Origin of the sequence: Aquirufa novilacunae (assembly GCF_045310505.1) — a bacterium.
In the GTDB taxonomy this organism is placed as follows: Bacteria; Bacteroidota; Bacteroidia; order Cytophagales; family Spirosomataceae; genus Aquirufa; species Aquirufa novilacunae.
The window spans coordinates 1,018,335-1,035,425 of sequence record NZ_JBEWZG010000001.1 but is presented as its reverse complement, the minus strand read 5'-3'; the positions used below and the strand labels follow the sequence as shown (position 1 = coordinate 1,035,425).

10 protein-coding genes are annotated in these 17,091 nt (G+C 43.8%); 5 read left to right on the top strand and 5 right to left on the bottom strand.

The window, feature by feature from the left end:
- Positions 1-9 precede the first annotated feature (9 nt).
- Positions 10-2,706: a translation initiation factor IF-2 gene (gene infB / locus V7S74_RS04595; RefSeq protein WP_406777584.1), complete on the top strand. Its 2,697-nt coding sequence runs from the start codon at positions 10-12 to the stop codon at positions 2,704-2,706.
- Between the two features lie 268 nt (positions 2,707-2,974).
- Here infB and V7S74_RS04590 read toward each other — a convergent pair whose 3' ends face one another.
- The gene (locus tag V7S74_RS04590) at positions 2,975-3,991 is read right to left on the bottom strand and encodes a PorP/SprF family type IX secretion system membrane protein (RefSeq protein ID WP_406777583.1); all 1,017 of its coding nucleotides are present in this window, start codon (positions 3,989-3,991) and stop codon (positions 2,975-2,977) included.
- Positions 3,992-4,062: 71 nt separating this feature from the next.
- Between V7S74_RS04590 and V7S74_RS04585 the strand changes: the two genes are divergently transcribed.
- Positions 4,063-6,816 (top strand): T9SS type B sorting domain-containing protein, encoded by a 2,754-nt coding sequence (locus V7S74_RS04585; RefSeq protein ID WP_406777582.1) that lies wholly within the window; start codon positions 4,063-4,065, stop codon positions 6,814-6,816.
- Here the strand turns inward: V7S74_RS04585 and V7S74_RS04580 are convergent.
- The 3 genes from V7S74_RS04580 to uvrA form a co-directional block, all read right to left on the bottom strand.
- The gene (locus V7S74_RS04580; RefSeq protein WP_406777581.1) at positions 6,813-8,729 is read right to left on the bottom strand and encodes an amidophosphoribosyltransferase; all 1,917 of its coding nucleotides are present in this window, start codon (positions 8,727-8,729) and stop codon (positions 6,813-6,815) included. The genes V7S74_RS04585 and V7S74_RS04580 overlap by 4 nt on opposite strands.
- 87 nt (positions 8,730-8,816) lie before the next feature.
- Entirely contained in the window at positions 8,817-10,277 is a 1,461-nt protein-coding gene (locus V7S74_RS04575) for an NADH-quinone oxidoreductase subunit N (protein ID WP_406777580.1), read from the bottom strand.
- Between the two features lie 8 nt (positions 10,278-10,285).
- A complete protein-coding gene (gene uvrA, locus V7S74_RS04570) occupies positions 10,286-13,114 on the bottom strand; it encodes an excinuclease ABC subunit UvrA (protein ID WP_406777579.1) in 2,829 nt (942 codons plus the stop codon).
- A 43-nt stretch (positions 13,115-13,157) separates the two neighbouring features.
- On the opposite strand from uvrA, the gene V7S74_RS04565 reads away from it, so the two are divergent.
- Together V7S74_RS04565 and V7S74_RS04560 are read left to right on the top strand one after the other, a co-directional pair.
- Positions 13,158-13,742: a hypothetical protein gene (locus V7S74_RS04565; protein WP_406777578.1), complete on the top strand. Its 585-nt coding sequence runs from the start codon at positions 13,158-13,160 to the stop codon at positions 13,740-13,742.
- A gap of 79 nt (positions 13,743-13,821) precedes the next feature.
- A complete protein-coding gene (locus V7S74_RS04560; protein WP_406777577.1) occupies positions 13,822-14,799 on the top strand; it encodes a ribonucleoside-diphosphate reductase small subunit in 978 nt (325 codons plus the stop codon).
- Positions 14,800-14,870: 71 nt separating this feature from the next.
- Here the strand turns inward: V7S74_RS04560 and V7S74_RS04555 are convergent, their stop codons facing one another.
- The gene (locus V7S74_RS04555) at positions 14,871-15,434 is read right to left on the bottom strand and encodes a HupE/UreJ family protein (RefSeq protein WP_406777576.1); all 564 of its coding nucleotides are present in this window, start codon (positions 15,432-15,434) and stop codon (positions 14,871-14,873) included.
- Positions 15,435-15,492: 58 nt separating this feature from the next.
- On the opposite strand from V7S74_RS04555, the gene V7S74_RS04550 reads away from it, so the two are divergent.
- Positions 15,493-17,079 carry a GMC family oxidoreductase gene (locus tag V7S74_RS04550; RefSeq protein ID WP_406777575.1) on the top strand — a complete coding sequence of 529 codons (1,587 nt, stop codon included), beginning with the start codon at positions 15,493-15,495 and terminating at the stop codon, positions 17,077-17,079.
- The last annotated feature ends 12 nt before the right edge of the window (positions 17,080-17,091 follow it).

Sequence of the window (17,091 nt, the reverse complement as noted above, 5' to 3'; positions counted from 1 at the left end):
TAATTTTTTATGGCAGAAGAAAAAACAATGCGGTTGAGCCTTGTAGCAAAGCAAATAAACGTGGGAACGTCTACGATCCTTCAGTTTCTCTCTGCGAAAGGTCACAAAATTGACAATAACCCCAACGCCAAACTGAACTTTGAGCAGTTGACTTTGTTAGCGAAGGAATATGGTGCGAACCATATTTTGGAATCCTCTGTAGAGGCTCCTAAGCCAGCTCCAGCACCAGAACCGGTGGCTGCAGCGCCAGCACCAGCACCTGAGCCAGTGTTGGAGAAGCCGGCTCCAGTCGCAGAAGCGCCAAAAGCTCCAGAAGCACCAGCTCCTGTAGTAGAGGCACCAGCAGAGGAGAAGCAGGTGGGATTGAAGATTTTGGGAAAAATCGAATTGGATAAAAAAGGTAATCCAGTTGCTCCTAAGGCAGAAAAGGCTCCAGAGCCAGCTCCTGCTGCACCAGCACCAAAGCCAGAACCAGTAGCTGAAAAACCAGCTCCAGTGGTAGAAGCGCCTAAACCGGTTGAGCCTGCACCAGCGGCTGAAGAGGTTGTGGAAGATATACAACTGATCGAAGCTAAGGGTGAAACCTTGAAAGGATTAACCGTATTAGGTAAGATTGAATTGCCTGCTGCAGGTGATCGCGGAAATAACGCGAAGCACAAGCGCAAGCGTATCATCAAGGAAGAGAAAAAACCAGCTCCATCCGTTCCAGGTACAGGTGGTCGTCCAGGTGATAAAAAAGATTTCAACAAGAAACCAGCTCCAGGGGCTAAACCAGCACCTAAAGGAGAATTGTCAGATAAAGACATCCAAGAGCAAATCAAGGCTACGATGGCTCGTTTGCAAGGTGCGACCAATAAGCAAAGTTTCGGTGCGGATAAGCGTCGGGAGAAGCGTAAAGGTCGTGCGGAAGCAGAAGAAGCTCGTATGATGGCGGAAGATGAGGAGGCAAAAGTATTGAAGGTGACGGAATTTATTTCTGCATCTGATTTAGCTTCTTTAATGGACGTTTCAGTGAACGAAGTAATCTCGGCTTGTATGAGCTTAGGTATGTTCGTTTCGATAAACCAACGTTTGGATGCGGAAGCCATTACGGTGATCGCGGATGAATTTGGCTTTGAAGTAAGTTTTGTATCTGCAGAAGAAGAAATCGATGTAGTCGAAGTAGAAGTAGAAGATTCTCCAGAGGATTTATTACCACGTGCGCCTATCGTTACGATTATGGGTCACGTCGATCACGGTAAGACCTCTTTACTAGATTATATTCGTCGCGCTAAAGTAGCCGCAGGTGAAGCGGGTGGTATCACCCAGCACATCGGTGCTTATTCAGTAGAGACGAAATCAGGTAAGAAAGTAACTTTCTTAGATACACCAGGTCACGAAGCCTTTACGGCCATGCGTGCTCGTGGTGCGAAAGTAACCGATATCGTTATTATCGTTATCGCAGCGGACGACTCTGTCATGCCTCAAACAAAAGAAGCGATCAACCACTCGATGGTGGCTGGTGTGCCTATCGTATTTGCGTTCTCTAAGATCGATAAAGACGGTGCGAATGCGGACAAAGTACGTGAGGAATTAGCGACGATGAACATGTTAGTAGAGGATTGGGGTGGTAAATACCAGTGCCAAGAAATCTCGTCTAAGTCAGGTCAGGGTATCGACGATTTATTAGAAAAAGTATTATTAGAAGCTGAAATGCTTGAATTAACGGCTAATCCGAACAAGAAAGCCGTAGGTTCAGTTATCGAGGCCGAATTAGATAAAGGACGTGGTTATGTTACTACCTTGTTAGTTCAAGCGGGTACATTAAACGTAGGGGATATGATGTTAGCGGGTGATAATTACGGTCGTGTGAAAGCGATGTTTGACCACCACGGTAACAAAATCAAAAAAGCAGGTCCATCTACACCAGTTCAGGTTTTAGGTCTGAACGGAGCGCCACAAGCTGGGGATAAATTACTTTGCTTAGAAAATGAGCGTGAGGCACGTGAGATTGCAAACAAACGTGAGCAAATCCTGCGTGAGCAAACCTTACGTACTCGTAAGCACATCACTTTAGAGGAGATCGGTCGTCGTAAGGCAATCGGAACTTTCCGTGAATTGAACGTAATCGTAAAAGGTGACGTGGATGGTTCTGTGGAGGCACTTTCTGACTCCTTAATGAAGCTATCTACGGAAGAAGTTCAAGTTCGTATTATTCACAAAGGGGTGGGTCAGGTTTCTGAATCCGATGTGGCATTAGCGTCTACTTCAGATGCAGTTATCATCGCGTTCCAAGTTCGTCCATCTCAAAACGCTCGTCGTTTAGCCGATACAGAACAAATCGAAATCCGTAATTATTCGATCATCTACCAAGCAATCGATGAAATTAAGGCGGCGATGGAAGGTCTATTAGCTCCTTCATTCGAGGAGGTAATTACATCGAATATTGAAATCCGTGACGTGTTTAAGATTACCAAAATTGGTACAGTAGCAGGTTGCTACGTATTAGATGGTACGGTGAAGCGTGCTCACAAGATTCGTGTCATTCGTGATTTCGTTGTAATTCACGATGGAGAGATCTCTGCCTTGAAGCGTTTCAAAGACGATGTAGCAGAAGTAAAGTTTGGCTACGAATGTGGTCTTTCGGTGAAAAACTTCAACGACCTCGAAGTGGGGGATATGCTGGAGTGTTACGAAATGAAAGAAGTAAAAAGAACTCTGAAATAATCTTTCAAATCAGAAAATGGCCTACGTCATATTTTCTACGATTTGAAAACTTATTTCAGTCTATTCTGAATCTAAAAAAAGGGAGCATTTGCTCCCTTTTTTGCGTTTATAAGTGCAATAAAATCATTTCTGAATGTATTCCCGCAGGGAATTCCACCTCTATTCTTTGTGCTTTATTCTTTACTCTCTTATCTATACTCTCTACTCTATTCTCTCTAATCTAAACTCATTCCCTTCGGACTATCGACTAGCGACTAGTGCCTAGCGACTAAAATTTCGGACAAGCAAAACTCTGGCGGTAGCGTTGATAGGATTTTCTTTGGCCAAAATCCCAGTTTAAAACATAAGAGAAACTCAGTTCATGGGCACCTCCGGAACCTACGCCGAGTCCCGATACCGTGAAATCGTAGGAATAGCCGAAAGAATAGCGATTATTCTGAATTCCGATCAACCCGATCAATGATTCTCGGCTAGAAAAAGAGTCAGCAGTTGTTTTGTTAAGGGGTAGTCCTCTAAACCAAAAACCAAGCACCAGGGGTTCTAATTGCACATAAGTTCCGAGGTCCACCTGCGCGAAGTTTCCTTGGTTTTTAAGGTAAATTACAGGTTTAATACTTTTTCCTTCTGAAATCGCTAGGCTTAATCCCCCTTGTAGGGCGTATTTAGGGGCAATCAAATCATCTGAGTTCTCTAGTAGCGATTGGTTAGGCCGATTGATATGGTGAACGGAAGCCCCTAGCCAATAAGTAGAGTGGTTTAATAGGAGACCAGCTCCTAAATCTCCATAATTGACATTATTCGAAAATAGGGAAGCTGTGGGATCAAGTGTCGATCCAAGTGTACCGTTAACAAGAAAGGAACCGAGTTGATCACCGTAGGTTAATCGACTATAATCAAGGCTCCGAAATATAAGGCTACCTTGCAAACCCATCGATAAGAGGGCAGTCTCGTTCAAATTCGCATGGTAGGCATATTGAAGGGCTAATGATGTTGTTTGAAGGCTCGAAAATTGTTTGTCTGATGAAATTAAAAGCCCTAAGCCGCTATTTATTTTCCCTAGACTGACCTCTAGTGCCGCTGCCGAATATTGGTAATTAGCGGATTGATTCGGCCATTGGTTGCGGTGGGTTAAATAGACTTTGTTTTGATCTTGTAAACCAGCGAAGGCAGGGGAATTGAGTAGGGGGTTAGCTAGGTTTTGGGATAATTGTGGATCTTGCGCTGAGAGCTTGAGAGCGCTCAGTGAAAAAAGGAAACAGAAAAAAATGGATAAACGAGTCCACATAGCTCAGCAATTTACATTCATGCAACGCAATAACCAATTTATTGACTTATTTTGTGGGTAATTCCAATACCATGTACCGGATCTTGTTATTTCTTTTTGTTTCCCTGTCGGCGATCGCTCAAGTTCCCAGAACGATCGAGGTGAGAAACAATTGTATCAATCAATGCAATAATTGTACGGATGCGCCGGCGGGAACGGTTTTTGAGATTCGGGATGTGTATCCGGCTACAGCGACTTATTTGTGGGATTTTGGGGAGGGTGGAGCAAGTTCAACGCAGCGTACCGGCGTTTATCAGTATTGTACGCCAGGTACTAAAAAAGTAAGTTTGCGCGTGACCGAAGCGGGAATAACTACTGTATATGGACCTCAGGACGTAAAAATCGGCGCTTTGCCTGATTTTATACTCGGAAAAGATGCGAATGATACGACCTTGATGATCTGTAAAGGAGATCCAGTGGTCTTGAATGCTTTTAATACGGTCGCAAAGCCTGGTTTTCCAGTCGGCGTTTCTTGGTTTCCGAAGGGACAAACTACGGATACGATTCGGGTTTCTGAATCGGGTTGTTATTCCGTAGTGGTGACGGATTTAGGTTCTGGATGTGCGGCTGAGGCGAAGATGGAGGTGAAGATTTGTGGGGAAAAGCCGAAGGCGGGGGGAGAGGATGGATGGGATTTTGGCCAAAATGTTTCTTTGCGATTTACCGGTGGATCTTCCACTCCTGGCGTGGGAAGAGGGCCCATGCGAACGCCAGCAGGTGTCGCTAAAATGACAGACGAGAACAACGATTTAATTTTCTATACAAATGGTTCCCGTGTTTTTGCGAAGGATAATTCACTCGTTGCAACGGGATTAAATGGAGATTCCACAACTATCCAAGGGGTCGCGATTCTCCCTAAAACCACTTGCAAAGGTTGTCAAGCGGAGTATTATATCTTCACTTTTCAACGTAATGCTGCGGGTGAAAATCAAATTTACTACAGTATTTACGACCGAAAATTGAATGGAGGACTGGGGGGAGTTACAATCAAAAATCAATTCTTGAGTCCAGCTCCATCTGCAGAGCGTTTTGGCGTTGCTGTCGGTGGAGGTGATTATTATTGGTTGCAAACCCAGGATGTCAATTCCACCCTATTACGCACGTTCAAGGTCTCGAAAGCGGGTATTTCGGCACCGATAGAGGCAAATGCGCAGAGTCCTGCGACAGGCAATACGGCGTCTACCCATTTCTCTCGGGATGGGAAAGTGTTAGCCATTGCCTATTCTGCACCTCCATCCAATCAGGTAGATATGTATGATTTTGATGTGGCGACAGGTAAATCGACCTACCGGTACCGAATTCCTTTAGCGAATAGTCCCTATGGTGTGGAGTTTTCCGCTGATGGGAAAATGATCTATGTGTCGATGCAGGGAATTCCAAACTCTCAGATTTGGCAATATTCAATCGCTTCGAAAGATTCCACGTTGATGCAAAAATCTAAAAGTTTGTTGTGGTCCGGTCCAGGTAAAATAGGAGCGCTACAGGGGGATCCAGCAAGTGGGGCTATCATTTATGTAGCCTTCGATGGAAGTAGTAGCTTAGGGAAAATTGTCAATCCGGATATCTCATTACAGGATTCGACACGGACGGTTCGCGCTTCTTTTGTGCGAAATGGATTGAATTTAGCGGCTGGATCAACGAGTGGATTAGGCTTGCCTTTATCGATTGTATTAACGCCTAAACCGTCTTCCACTCCGAGTATTCAGCAAAGTTGCGATGGAACGACCTATCATTTTAAAGTGAGTCAGGATTTGTGTGACCCCATCAAAAATGATCGTTTGGATTGGAAAATTTACCGCAGTACTTTGGATCCTAATCGCAATGCGGATGGCGTTTTAGTACCCTTAAATCCGGCTGGAACCTTACTCTACTCGTATACGGGTACCGAAATGACCTATGATTTCAAGCAAGCGGGGGACTACGTGGTGACGGTGGCCATCTCGAATGCTTGTCTGACGAACTATCTCTTAGATGCGTCTGAATACCATGTGGAATTACTGGACCCCTTCGTTTTACCTGCTTCCTATACTTTTATCTGTAAAGAAGATGGCCGAATCGGACCTAGTGCGGTGCCGCCTGTAGCCGCCTTTACCTATACCTGGAGCACGGGAGAATCGACGCGTTTCATCACAGTGCCAAAGCCTTCTGGGAAATATTCGCTGGAGATTAAGGAAGACGCTTCGGGATGTTCCATTAAAAAAGAGACACAGGTGAATTTTACGACGAATCCTCTTGCCGTGCAAAAACAAGATGGGATTATCTGTAATGATAAGCCGATACAGCCGTATGTAGTTCAAATTAAACCTTCACCTGCTGATCTTCAAATTAGTTGGCAGGCGAACCCTGGAATCGTTACGGGTTGGAATTCGAAGGATTTACAGATTAATCGCAGTGGTTTGTACGCGTTTACCTTACGCGATAATGATGGCTGTGAGCTGAAAGATAGTGTAAAAATTGACGATAAATGTGATGCCATTCTGATCGCGCCTACCGTGTTTACACCTAATGGAGATGGATTGAATGATGTTTTTGAAGCATCCTATAATTGGAATGAGACGAATGCGAACTATCCTAAATCCAGAACTCAGGTGATCTCGCTAGAGATTTATAACCGCTGGGGTGAACAGATTTATAGCTCGAAAGGGCCCGAATTTACGTGGGATGGTACTTATAATGGGGCCAAAGTTCCTCAAGAAACCTACGCTTACATCATTCGCTACCAAGCGATTGATTATCCGGAGAAAGGGATTCAAGAAAAACGCGGTGCGGTCGTCGTAGTCTACTAGTAAGCTCTTACTTCGATGCCTTTCATGAAGTTCACGAATGATTTATTCACTACTTGGTTTCCTCCCGGTGTAGGGAAATTACCAGTGAAATACCAATCGCCTAAATGATCTGGGCAAGCGACATTTAAGTTGGCTACTGTTTGGTAAACAATTGAAAGTTCTGCTTTTAATCCTTTAGGACGGACGATTTCTGCGATTTTATCCGAGATTTCTTCGTCTGTAAACGGCGCGTAAATGGCTTTCACAAAGTTTTCTTCTGCGGCAGTTCCATTTTCTAAGGCGTTTAAGCAACGTAAGTTGACTTCATCCAAGATATGTTCCAGACCACGTTCTTTCAATAGGGCTAAGGCCGCACGGAAAGCGACGAATTCCTTCATTTTAGACATATCGATACCATAGCAATCTGGGTAGCGAATTTGTGGAGCGGAGGAAACGATGACGATTTTCTTTGGAGATAATTTATCCAATAACTTCAGGATACTTTTCTCTAAGGTCGTGCCGCGAACGATGGAGTCATCAATAATCACGACTGAATCCACTTCCTTATTGATCACCTCGTAAGTGGTATCATACACGTGAGCGACCATATCATCGCGCTGATCATCCGAAGTGATGAACGTACGCACTTTCACATCTTTCGAGATCAGTTTCTCGACGCGTGGACGGAAGGTTAATAGTTCTTCTAATTCTTTTTCGAAAAGAATGCCTTCCATGATGGCTTTCTTGCGTTCCTTCGCTAAATGATCTTCTAAACCGTCGATCATCCCCAGGAAGGCCGTTTCAGCGGTATTAGGAATATAGGAGAATACGGTATTTTTTAAGTCGTGATGTACCTCTGCTAAAATTTGAGGGATCAATAATTGACCTAATTTTTTACGTTCGTGGTAGATATCTGGATCGGATCCACGAGAGAAGTAGATGCGTTCGAAAGAACACGATTTCTGCTCTAAGCGATCGATGAAAGGTACTTCTTTCACTTCCCCTTGGATATCGATAATCAGGGCATGGCCCGGAGTGATTTCTTTGATTTGATCGTAAGCGCAATTGAAGGACGTTTTGATCGCTTGCTTTTCGGAAGCGACTACAGCGACTTCCTCATCTACATAATAGAAAGCAGGGCGAATTCCAGCAGGGTCACGCGCCACGAAAGACGCTCCATAACCGGTCATTCCGACCATCGCATAACCACCATCGAAATCTTTACAAGAACGCTCTAAAACACGTTTTAGGTCGATTTCTTGGGCAATGATATCAGATAATTCCGGATTTTCGTATTGGTCTTTGTATTTGCCAAACTGGCGTTGATTTTCTTCATCTAAAAAGTGACCGATCTTTTCCATCACGGTGACGGTATCCACTTTTTCTTTTGGGTGCTGACCCAGTGAAACTAATTTGTTAAACAAATCGTCCACATTCGTCATGTTGAAATTACCAGCCATGACGAGGTTACGGCTTCTCCAGTTGTTTTGACGCAACATTGGGTGGCAGTTTTCGATCTCGTTTTGACCGTGGGTTCCATAACGCAAGTGACCTAACAAAACCTCCCCTGTGAATGCCACGTTTTCTTGCCACCATTCCGCATCATGTACGGCGTCGATGCCTGTTTCTTTCGTGACTTGTTTGGCTAGTTTCTGCGCTTTACTGAATTTCTTATTGATTTTTCCAAAAATATCTGCCACTGCTTGTGGCTCTACCGAACGGTATCTGGAAATGTAACGGTGCCCTGGTTTTACGTTGATTTTGATATTCGCCACCCCGGCTCCATCTTGTCCTCTGTTGACTTGCTTCTCCATCATCAGATAAAGTTTGCTCAGTCCGTAAGTAGGTGTTTTATATTTGTCTAGGTAGTGCTGAAAAGGCTTTCGTAGGCGGATGAGGGCAATACCGCATTCGTGCTTAATAGAATCAGACATGGAAACGTGGGGCTATTTTGAAAATCAAGTCCAAAATTAGCCAAAATAAATGACCAATAAGCTGATTTTTTTTAATTTTTTAACGGCTTATTTCCAAAGATTTAACACAGCCTCTGGGAATAAGATAGATAGCCCCAAAATCGCAGTCAAAATACCGTATGAGTAGATTTGCCAGCGACTTAATTCCACCCAAATCGACGATTTTTCCGACGCTTTTTTGAAATACAATTGAAAAGGAATCTTCAAATAATAGACCAAAGAAACGGCCGTTGTAAAAATGGCCACGAAAAGCAAAATCAGGATCCCGATGGCGGGGTTAATTTCATAGTTTGACCAGAGCAAACTGAAATAAGTTAGCTTCGCGATAAACGTTCCTGCAGGGGGTAATCCCACTAGGGCAATCAAGCCGGACATGAGGAAAAAAGAGGGCAAGGGTTTTGCAGATCCTAGACCAGTGAATGAAGAGATTTCCTCTGCCCCTGATTCATCAATCAAATAGAAAACAAGTAAACTAGCAATGCTGTACAAGAAACCATAAAAAAGGACAGCGTCCAGCGCTTGCAGGGGTTGAAAGAACCAAGCCATCGCCATAAAGCCGCCATGTGCAATGCTGGAATAGGCGAGTAGGCGTTTGGTTTTGTTTTGGCCTAAAGCCCCTAAATTTCCAACCAAAAGCGTCAGAATACCTAAAACGGCTAATTCATTCGCATAGGAAACAGGCAAGACAGGAAGGATGCGGATACCAACAAAAGCAATCGCGAGTTTAGGTGCGGTCGAAATCCAGGTCATCCATGAAGCAGGTAAATTCTCCATCACATCTGGATTCCAGGGATGGAAGGGCGCCCACGACATTTTGAACAATAATCCCACCGCAAAAAGTCCTAAAGCTAGGCCGCGCAAATAAGGATCTGCCACGGAAATTCCGCGGGAAAAATCGACACTCATTAAATCCAAGGTTCCTGTTAAACCGTACAATAGCGAAATGCCATAGATAAAGAGCGCAGACGATCCTAAGCCGAATAAAACATAGGGCAAACTCGCGCGAGCGGCCTCTTTCCGAAGGCTAACCAGTACATAAGTACCCATCGACATAAATTCAATGGATAAAAATAAACTCAAGGCTGACACACTCAGGGGAACGAAAAGCGCACCCAATAAAATCGACAGAAAGCCGATTAATTCCTCAAAAGAGAGGGGCTTTTTGTGGATTTGGTTCATTAAAATGAGCAAAAATCCAATGCTTAAAATCAAGGTATTGAGGGCATTCGAACCTACGTTCACGTCGAATAAGCCTGAGGCAAAGGAACCTGTGAGGGCTAATTCTGATCGCTGAAAACTAAGTGATACGGCGAGTAAAAGGGGGATTTGAACCGTAAAATAGCGCCAGGAGGTGGTAAATTTCTCCGTTTTAGTGTGTAAGAAAAGCTCCACTACCAGGCTAAATAAAATCGTTCCCGCAATAATCAATTCCGGAATCACGAGCTGAAGTCCGGCCGTGATCGACTGGATTCTTTCGGTGAGTTGGCTGATGTTAGCGAAGGAAGACATAAACAAAATTAGAGTTTTTGGCTTAAATAATGTGCCGTAGGGTTATTTTTTAGGCCTTTCATCTCTTCTGGGGTGCCAGTGAAACAAATAGATCCTCCATTCTCTCCGCCTTCAGGCCCTAAATCTATAATGTGATCTGCACATTTGATGACCTCCATATTGTGCTCAATAATCACAACAGAATCGCCTTGTTCCACTAAATCATTCATCGCTTTCAAGAGCTTTTTGATGTCGTGAAAATGCAATCCGGTGGTAGGTTCGTCAAAAATAAACAAGGTCTTGCCTTTGTTCGGATTTCCTTTTCCTAGGAAGCTGGCCAGTTTTACCCTTTGTGCTTCTCCACCCGAAAGGGAATTCGAGGATTGTCCTAATTTGATATATCCTAGACCGACTTGGAACAGAGGGTCAATTTTATCGGCTATCCGAGGATGTTTTTCGCGGAAGAATTCCACAGCCTCTTCGACGGTTAAATCCAAAATCTCGGAGATGTTTTTGTCTTGAAACTTCACATCAAGAATCTCCTGTTTGAAGCGAGAACCGCCACAGGATTCGCAAGGCAACTTAATGTCCGCCATGAATTGCATTTCAATGGTGATTTCTCCCTCGCCTTGGCATACCTCGCAGCGTCCGCCTTCCACATTAAAAGAGAAGTGGGCGGGTTTGTAGCCACGCGTTTTGGCCACTGGCAGCTCAGAATAAAGGGCTCTGATGGCATCGTATGCCTTGATATACGTAACCGGATTCGAGCGAGACGATTTACCGATTGGTTGTTGATCGACCATTTCGATGCTCGCAATTTTATTCGTGCTTCCTTTTATTTCGCGGAACTTGCCCGTTTCTTCCGTGCCTTGCTGCAATAAGCGCAGCATCGCCGGATATAGAATTTTCCGAATTAAGGTTGATTTTCCAGATCCACTGACACCTGTCACCACCGTCATAATTCCCAAAGGAATCGCTACATCGACATTTTTCAAGTTGTTTTCCGTAGCACCCGTAATCTCAATCTGAGCTAAAGGCTTGCGACGGAAATAAGGTACCTCGATGCGATCTTGTCCGGATAAAAAGCGCAAAGTATGGCTATCCGTTTTTTTGTCTGCTAAAGCCTCAGTTAAGTTGCCCTGGAAAATTAAGTTCCCTCCATGGCGTCCAGCCTCCGGTCCAATATCAATAATTTGATCAGCCGCTCTCATCACTTCTTCCTCGTGCTCCACGACGATGACCGTGTTTCCCATGTTTTTCAACATTTCTAAAACAGAAATCAATCGTTCCGTATCACGCGGGTGTAATCCGATGCTCGGCTCATCTAATATATACATCGAACCCACTAACGCACTGCCTAGTGAGGTCGCTAATTTAATGCGTTGGAATTCGCCGCCAGAAAGGGTGGAGCTTAATCGATTCAAGGTTAAATACCCTAAACCCACCCGATCCATATATTCTAAACGGTTATTGATTTCAATCAGAATTCGTTTCGAAACCTGCTGATCGTGTTCGTTTAACTGAAGGTTTTCAAAGAAGGCTTTTGTTTTCGATAAAGGCCAAAGCACCAAATCGACAAGTGAGGTCCCCTCAATTTTCACATAGCCCGCATCCATCCGCAAACGCGATCCTTGGCATTCTGGGCAATTCGTTTTGCCCCGGTAGCGGGATAAAAGAACTCGGTATTGAATCTTATAGGTTTCTTTTTCGAGGTGATCGAAGAATTGAGTAAGTCCTGCAAAATACTTATTCCCCGTCCACAAGAGTTTTTTCTCAGCCGCTGTCAGATCCTTGTAAGGACGGTGAATCGGGAAGTCAAATTGAATCCCATTGCGTAACAAGGGGCTCAGCCATTCGCTCATCCGTTCACTTCTCCAAGGAGCAATCGCGCCTTCATAAACGGATAAATCATGGTCTGGGAATACTAAATCTGGATCTAAGCCTAATACTTTACCGTAGCCCTCGCAATTTCGACAAGCGCCATAGGGATTATTAAAGGAGAATAAATTCAGGCTAGGCTCCTCAAAAACAATCCCATCCAATTCGAATTTATTCGAGAATATGTCCCGCTTTCTGCCTTCTATTTCAATCCAACAAACGCCTTCTCCTTCGAAATAGGCTGTTTGAACGGAATCGCCTACGCGGAATTGAGTTTCTTCGTCCTCTTTTTTAGAGACCAATCGGTCGATTAAAATCGCAATTTCGGCTGGCTTTTTAGCCAGTTTTTCGAGCTGAGCTTTGTCTTCTACCAGGTCCTCAAGTGAAATAATTTCCTCTTGGAATTTTAAACGAGAATAGCCCTTTTGAATAAGTAATTGACACTCGTTTTCCAGGCTGCGCTCCACGTGGTGAACCAGGGGTGCTAGAATGAGTACTTTTTTGCCATCGGCATTCGCGATAAAATCGACAATATGGGAGACCGAATCTTTACGAACCTCTAGTCCTGAAATAGGGGAAAAGGTGCGGCCGATGCGGGCAAATAACAGCTTCAGATAATCGTAAATCTCTGTGGTGGTACCGACCGTGGAACGCGGGTTTTTCGTATTGACCTTTTGTTCGATGGCGATGGCTGGAGAAACACCTTTGATGTAATCAACGGCTGGCTTTTCCATGCGGCCTAAGAACTGACGGGCGTAGCTGTTAAGGCTTTCGACGTACATTCTTTGGCCCTCTGCGAATAAGGTATCAAACGCTAAGGATGACTTACCAGATCCGGATAAACCCGTAATAACAACGAGTTGATTTCGAGGAATCGCGACGTCCACGCCTTTTAAATTGTGTACGCGCGCACCTTTGATAATGATGTGCGTTTTTGGATCACAATTTTCAATGTTATGCTTGGACTGAGGCGTATTCATTTTACAAAAATATCCTTTAATTTTGGTAATCAATTTAAGCCAAATGAAAAAACTACTTTTATTCTTTTCGCTCCTCACATTTGCAGGAGTTTCTGAGGTTTTTGCGCAAGAACCCGTGGTGATTAAAGAGGAGGGCGCAGAAGGGGATTTAGATGTTGAAAAAGATGTAAGAGAATTGCCTTTCCGTCAACGATTGAATTTTGGTGGAGGTATTAGTGGCTTAAGTTTTGGTAATCCGACCAGTATTGGGGTTTCACCTATGGTGGGATATTCATTAACGAATAACTCGATCGTAGGCTTGGGTTTAACCTATCAATATTATTCAGCGAATTATGGCTCGCTGGGGACCTATTCGAGCAATTTATTAGGCCAAAAAATCTTCATTCGCCAGCAAGTTCCCTCACTAAGTCAATTAATAGGTCAGGCTTACTTGACAGGCCAAATCGAAAACTATACGAATCTGTCAGATAATACGGGAATTAATTATTCGAATCCCGTCCTTGTCGGTCTTGGAATCGGTTCTAAAATAGGGATCAATTTTCAGGTCATGTACGACCTAAATTACACGTCCGGACGCTCTCCCTATGGCTCAGCGATCGTTGTTCAAGTAGGCGGATTTTTCTTTTAAAATTTAAAACAATTTTACCCCTTTTCGAGTCTTGTATATCAGGTAGAATTTCTTAATTTCGAGTTCAATTTAATTTTTTATGTCAACGATAGCAGTAGAACCTTTATTGGTTGAGGATCCCAACCGTTTTGTGCTTTTCCCGATTAAGCACGATGATATTTGGCAATTTTATAAGAAGGCGGAAGCGTCTTTCTGGACAGCAGAAGAGATCGATTTATCTCAAGATGTAGCTGACTGGAAGAAGATGAATGACGGTGAACGTCATTTCGTTTCTCACGTACTTGCTTTCTTCGCTGCTTCGGACGGTATCGTAAATGAAAATTTAGCGAATAACTTCTTGAAAGAGGTTCAATACGCAGAGGCGAAATGTTTCTATGGTTTCCAAATCATGATGGAAAACATCCACTCAGAAACTTACTCGCTTTTAATTGATACCTACATCAATGACCCGAAAGAAAAAGACCATCTTTTACGCGCCATCGAAACAATCGATTGTGTAAAGAAGAAAGCGGATTGGGCATTGAAGTGGATTGAGTCAGATAATTTTGTGGAGCGATTAATCTCTTTTGCTGCGGTGGAGGGTATTTTCTTCTCAGGTTCTTTCTGCTCGATCTTCTGGTTAAAGAAACGTGGTTTAATGCCGGGTCTTTCGTTCTCGAACGAATTAATCTCGCGTGACGAAGGTTTACACTGTGATTTTGCTTGTTTATTGTACGCAGATCACATTAAAAATAAATTATCTCAAGAGCGTATCTATGAAATCATCTTAGATGCAGTAGAAATTGAAAAAGAATTCGTAACGGTGGCTTTACCAGTTTCCTTAATTGGTATGAATGCGGAGATGATGTGTCAATACATTGATTTCGTAGCGGATCGTTTATTGGTTTCTTTAGGTTGCCAGAAACACTACAATGCGACGAATCCATTCGACTTCATGGAGATGATTTCTTTACAAGGAAAGACCAACTTCTTCGAGAAGCGTGTGGCAGAATACCAAAAATCAGGTGTGATGTCTGACAAAGATTCTATGTCCTTCTCATTAGATGAAGACTTTTAGTCAAAATAGCATTTCAGGAAAAGGCCTCGATGAAAATCGGGGCTTTTTTTATGTTCGATGAAAACAGGCTACTACAGTGGCCAGCGTTCGATGATCATCGGTAATACTAAGCCGATGGTGATGCCTGTTACTACTTTGATGTAGGGTTTTTGCTTCCAATGGAAAACATGCATGGTGACTAAGGAAGAGGCGAGTATGATTGAAACGACGGCGATTTGGCCTATTTCTAATCCGATGTTGAAGGCTAAAAGTGGGGTAAATAACGAGCTTTCTGCACCCAATAAACTTTGCAAATAATTCGAAAATCCCAAACCGTGGATTAATCCAAAAACCGCCACTAACCAGTATCGGTACCGTTTTTTGGTTTTTACTAAGTTGAAAATGGCTGAAAAAAGAATGGTGCAAGGGATTAAAAATTCTACCCAAGTTGTATTAACTTCCACTAATTTAAGGGTAGCTAAAGCTAACGTAATCGAGTGCCCTACCGTAAAGGCAGTTACTTGCCAAAGCACTTTTTTATAGTCCATCAGCGTGTAAACGCAGGTTAACGCTAAAATAAATAGCAAGTGATCAAGAGCAGCCCAGTTTAAAATGTGCTCAAGACCGAGTAAGAGGTACGCATAAAAATCGCTCACGAATTGTTATTTATTGCCCAAAAATAGGGATATTCAAAGAGATATTTGTTACCTGACTATGAAATTTGATTACATCATTGTGGGCGCCGGTACGGCGGGCTGCGTTTTAGCGCATCGTTTATCGGAGAATCCTTTGAATCAAGTGCTGTTAATTGAGGCGGGAGGAGATTTCAGAGATCCCCGCATTTCCATGCCTTCGGCCTATGCTTTGTTAAATCATACCTATCTGAACTGGAATTTTTATACGGAACCTCAGCCCTTTTTAGGGGGGCGTCGGCTTTATCAGCCTCGGGGTAAAACGGTAGGAGGTAGCTCTGCGATAAATTGCATGGCCTATATTCGCGGGAACAAAGCAGACTATGATCAATGGGCAGCTTGGGGATGTGAAGGTTGGTCGTATCAAGACGTGTTGCCTTATTTCAAGAAGTCGGAGGATAACGAAGATTTTCAGAACGAATACCATGGGACTAGTGGTCTACATCGAGTGGCGAAGAATCGGCATTTGACGATTTTTGGCGATGCCTTCATTCAGGGTTGTGGAACGGTGGGAATCCCAGCGAATCCGGATTTTAATGGGGCCAAACAAGTGGGTGCAGGTTTATTCCAATTCAATATCCAGGATGGTGAGCGTGCTTCAGGCGCAAAGGCCTTCATTCAGCCGGCTCTTTCTCGCAAAAATTTACATATTCAAACCTCCTTTCAGGTGGCTTCTTTAGTCATGGAAGGCGAGAAAGTCACCGGTTTAAAAGGCTATAAACTAGGGTCAAAAAAGGCCATTGAATTCGAAGCATCTGAGGTGATTCTTTCTGCTGGTGCTTTCCAAAGCCCACAAATTCTACAATTGTCTGGAATTGGCGATGCCGCGGAACTACGTGAGCATGGAATTGATTCGCGTTTGGACCTGAAAGGGGTGGGCAAGAATTTATCTGATCATGTCTTCGTAAATATGAATTCGCAAGCCAGCACGAAGGGACAGTCCTATAATGTGGCTTTGGGTGTAAAAAACTACATAGATTATACCTTGCACAAGAAAGGCCCCTTAGCTTCGAGCCCATTGGAAGCAGCAGCTTTTTACGATTCAGTGAATCAAACCGAGGTGCCGGATTTACAATTTCACTTCTCATCTGCCTGGGCTTACGATATGTACGATTACGGAAAGATGCCTTTGCATGATGGATTTACGATATTACCTACTTTATTAAAACCTAAGAGCAGGGGGACAGTGAGTCTTCGATCGTCTCGTTTTGATGAGGCACCGGTGATCGATCCCCGCTATTTGTCAGCTGCGGAGGATCGAGAGACGCTAAAACGAGGTATGCGAATTGCACGTGATATTGTCTTGTCGTCTGCTTTTGATGGACTTAGAAATGGGTCTGAATTGAATTATCCGGCAGGTGAATGGACAGAGGATGTCATTCAGCAGCACATGGAGCAGGCCACCGAATGTGTATACCATCCGGTGGGAACTTGCAAGATGGGAACAGATGCGGAGGCGGTTTGTGATCCAAAAACTTTGCGCGTGAATGGTTTGCAAGGATTGCGCGTGGTAGATGCCTCTATTATGCCTGATGTCATTTCGGGGAATACGAATGCGGCTGTGGTGATGATTGCGGAGAAGGCGGCTGATTTAATTTTGAGTAAATAAACGGTGCTAAAG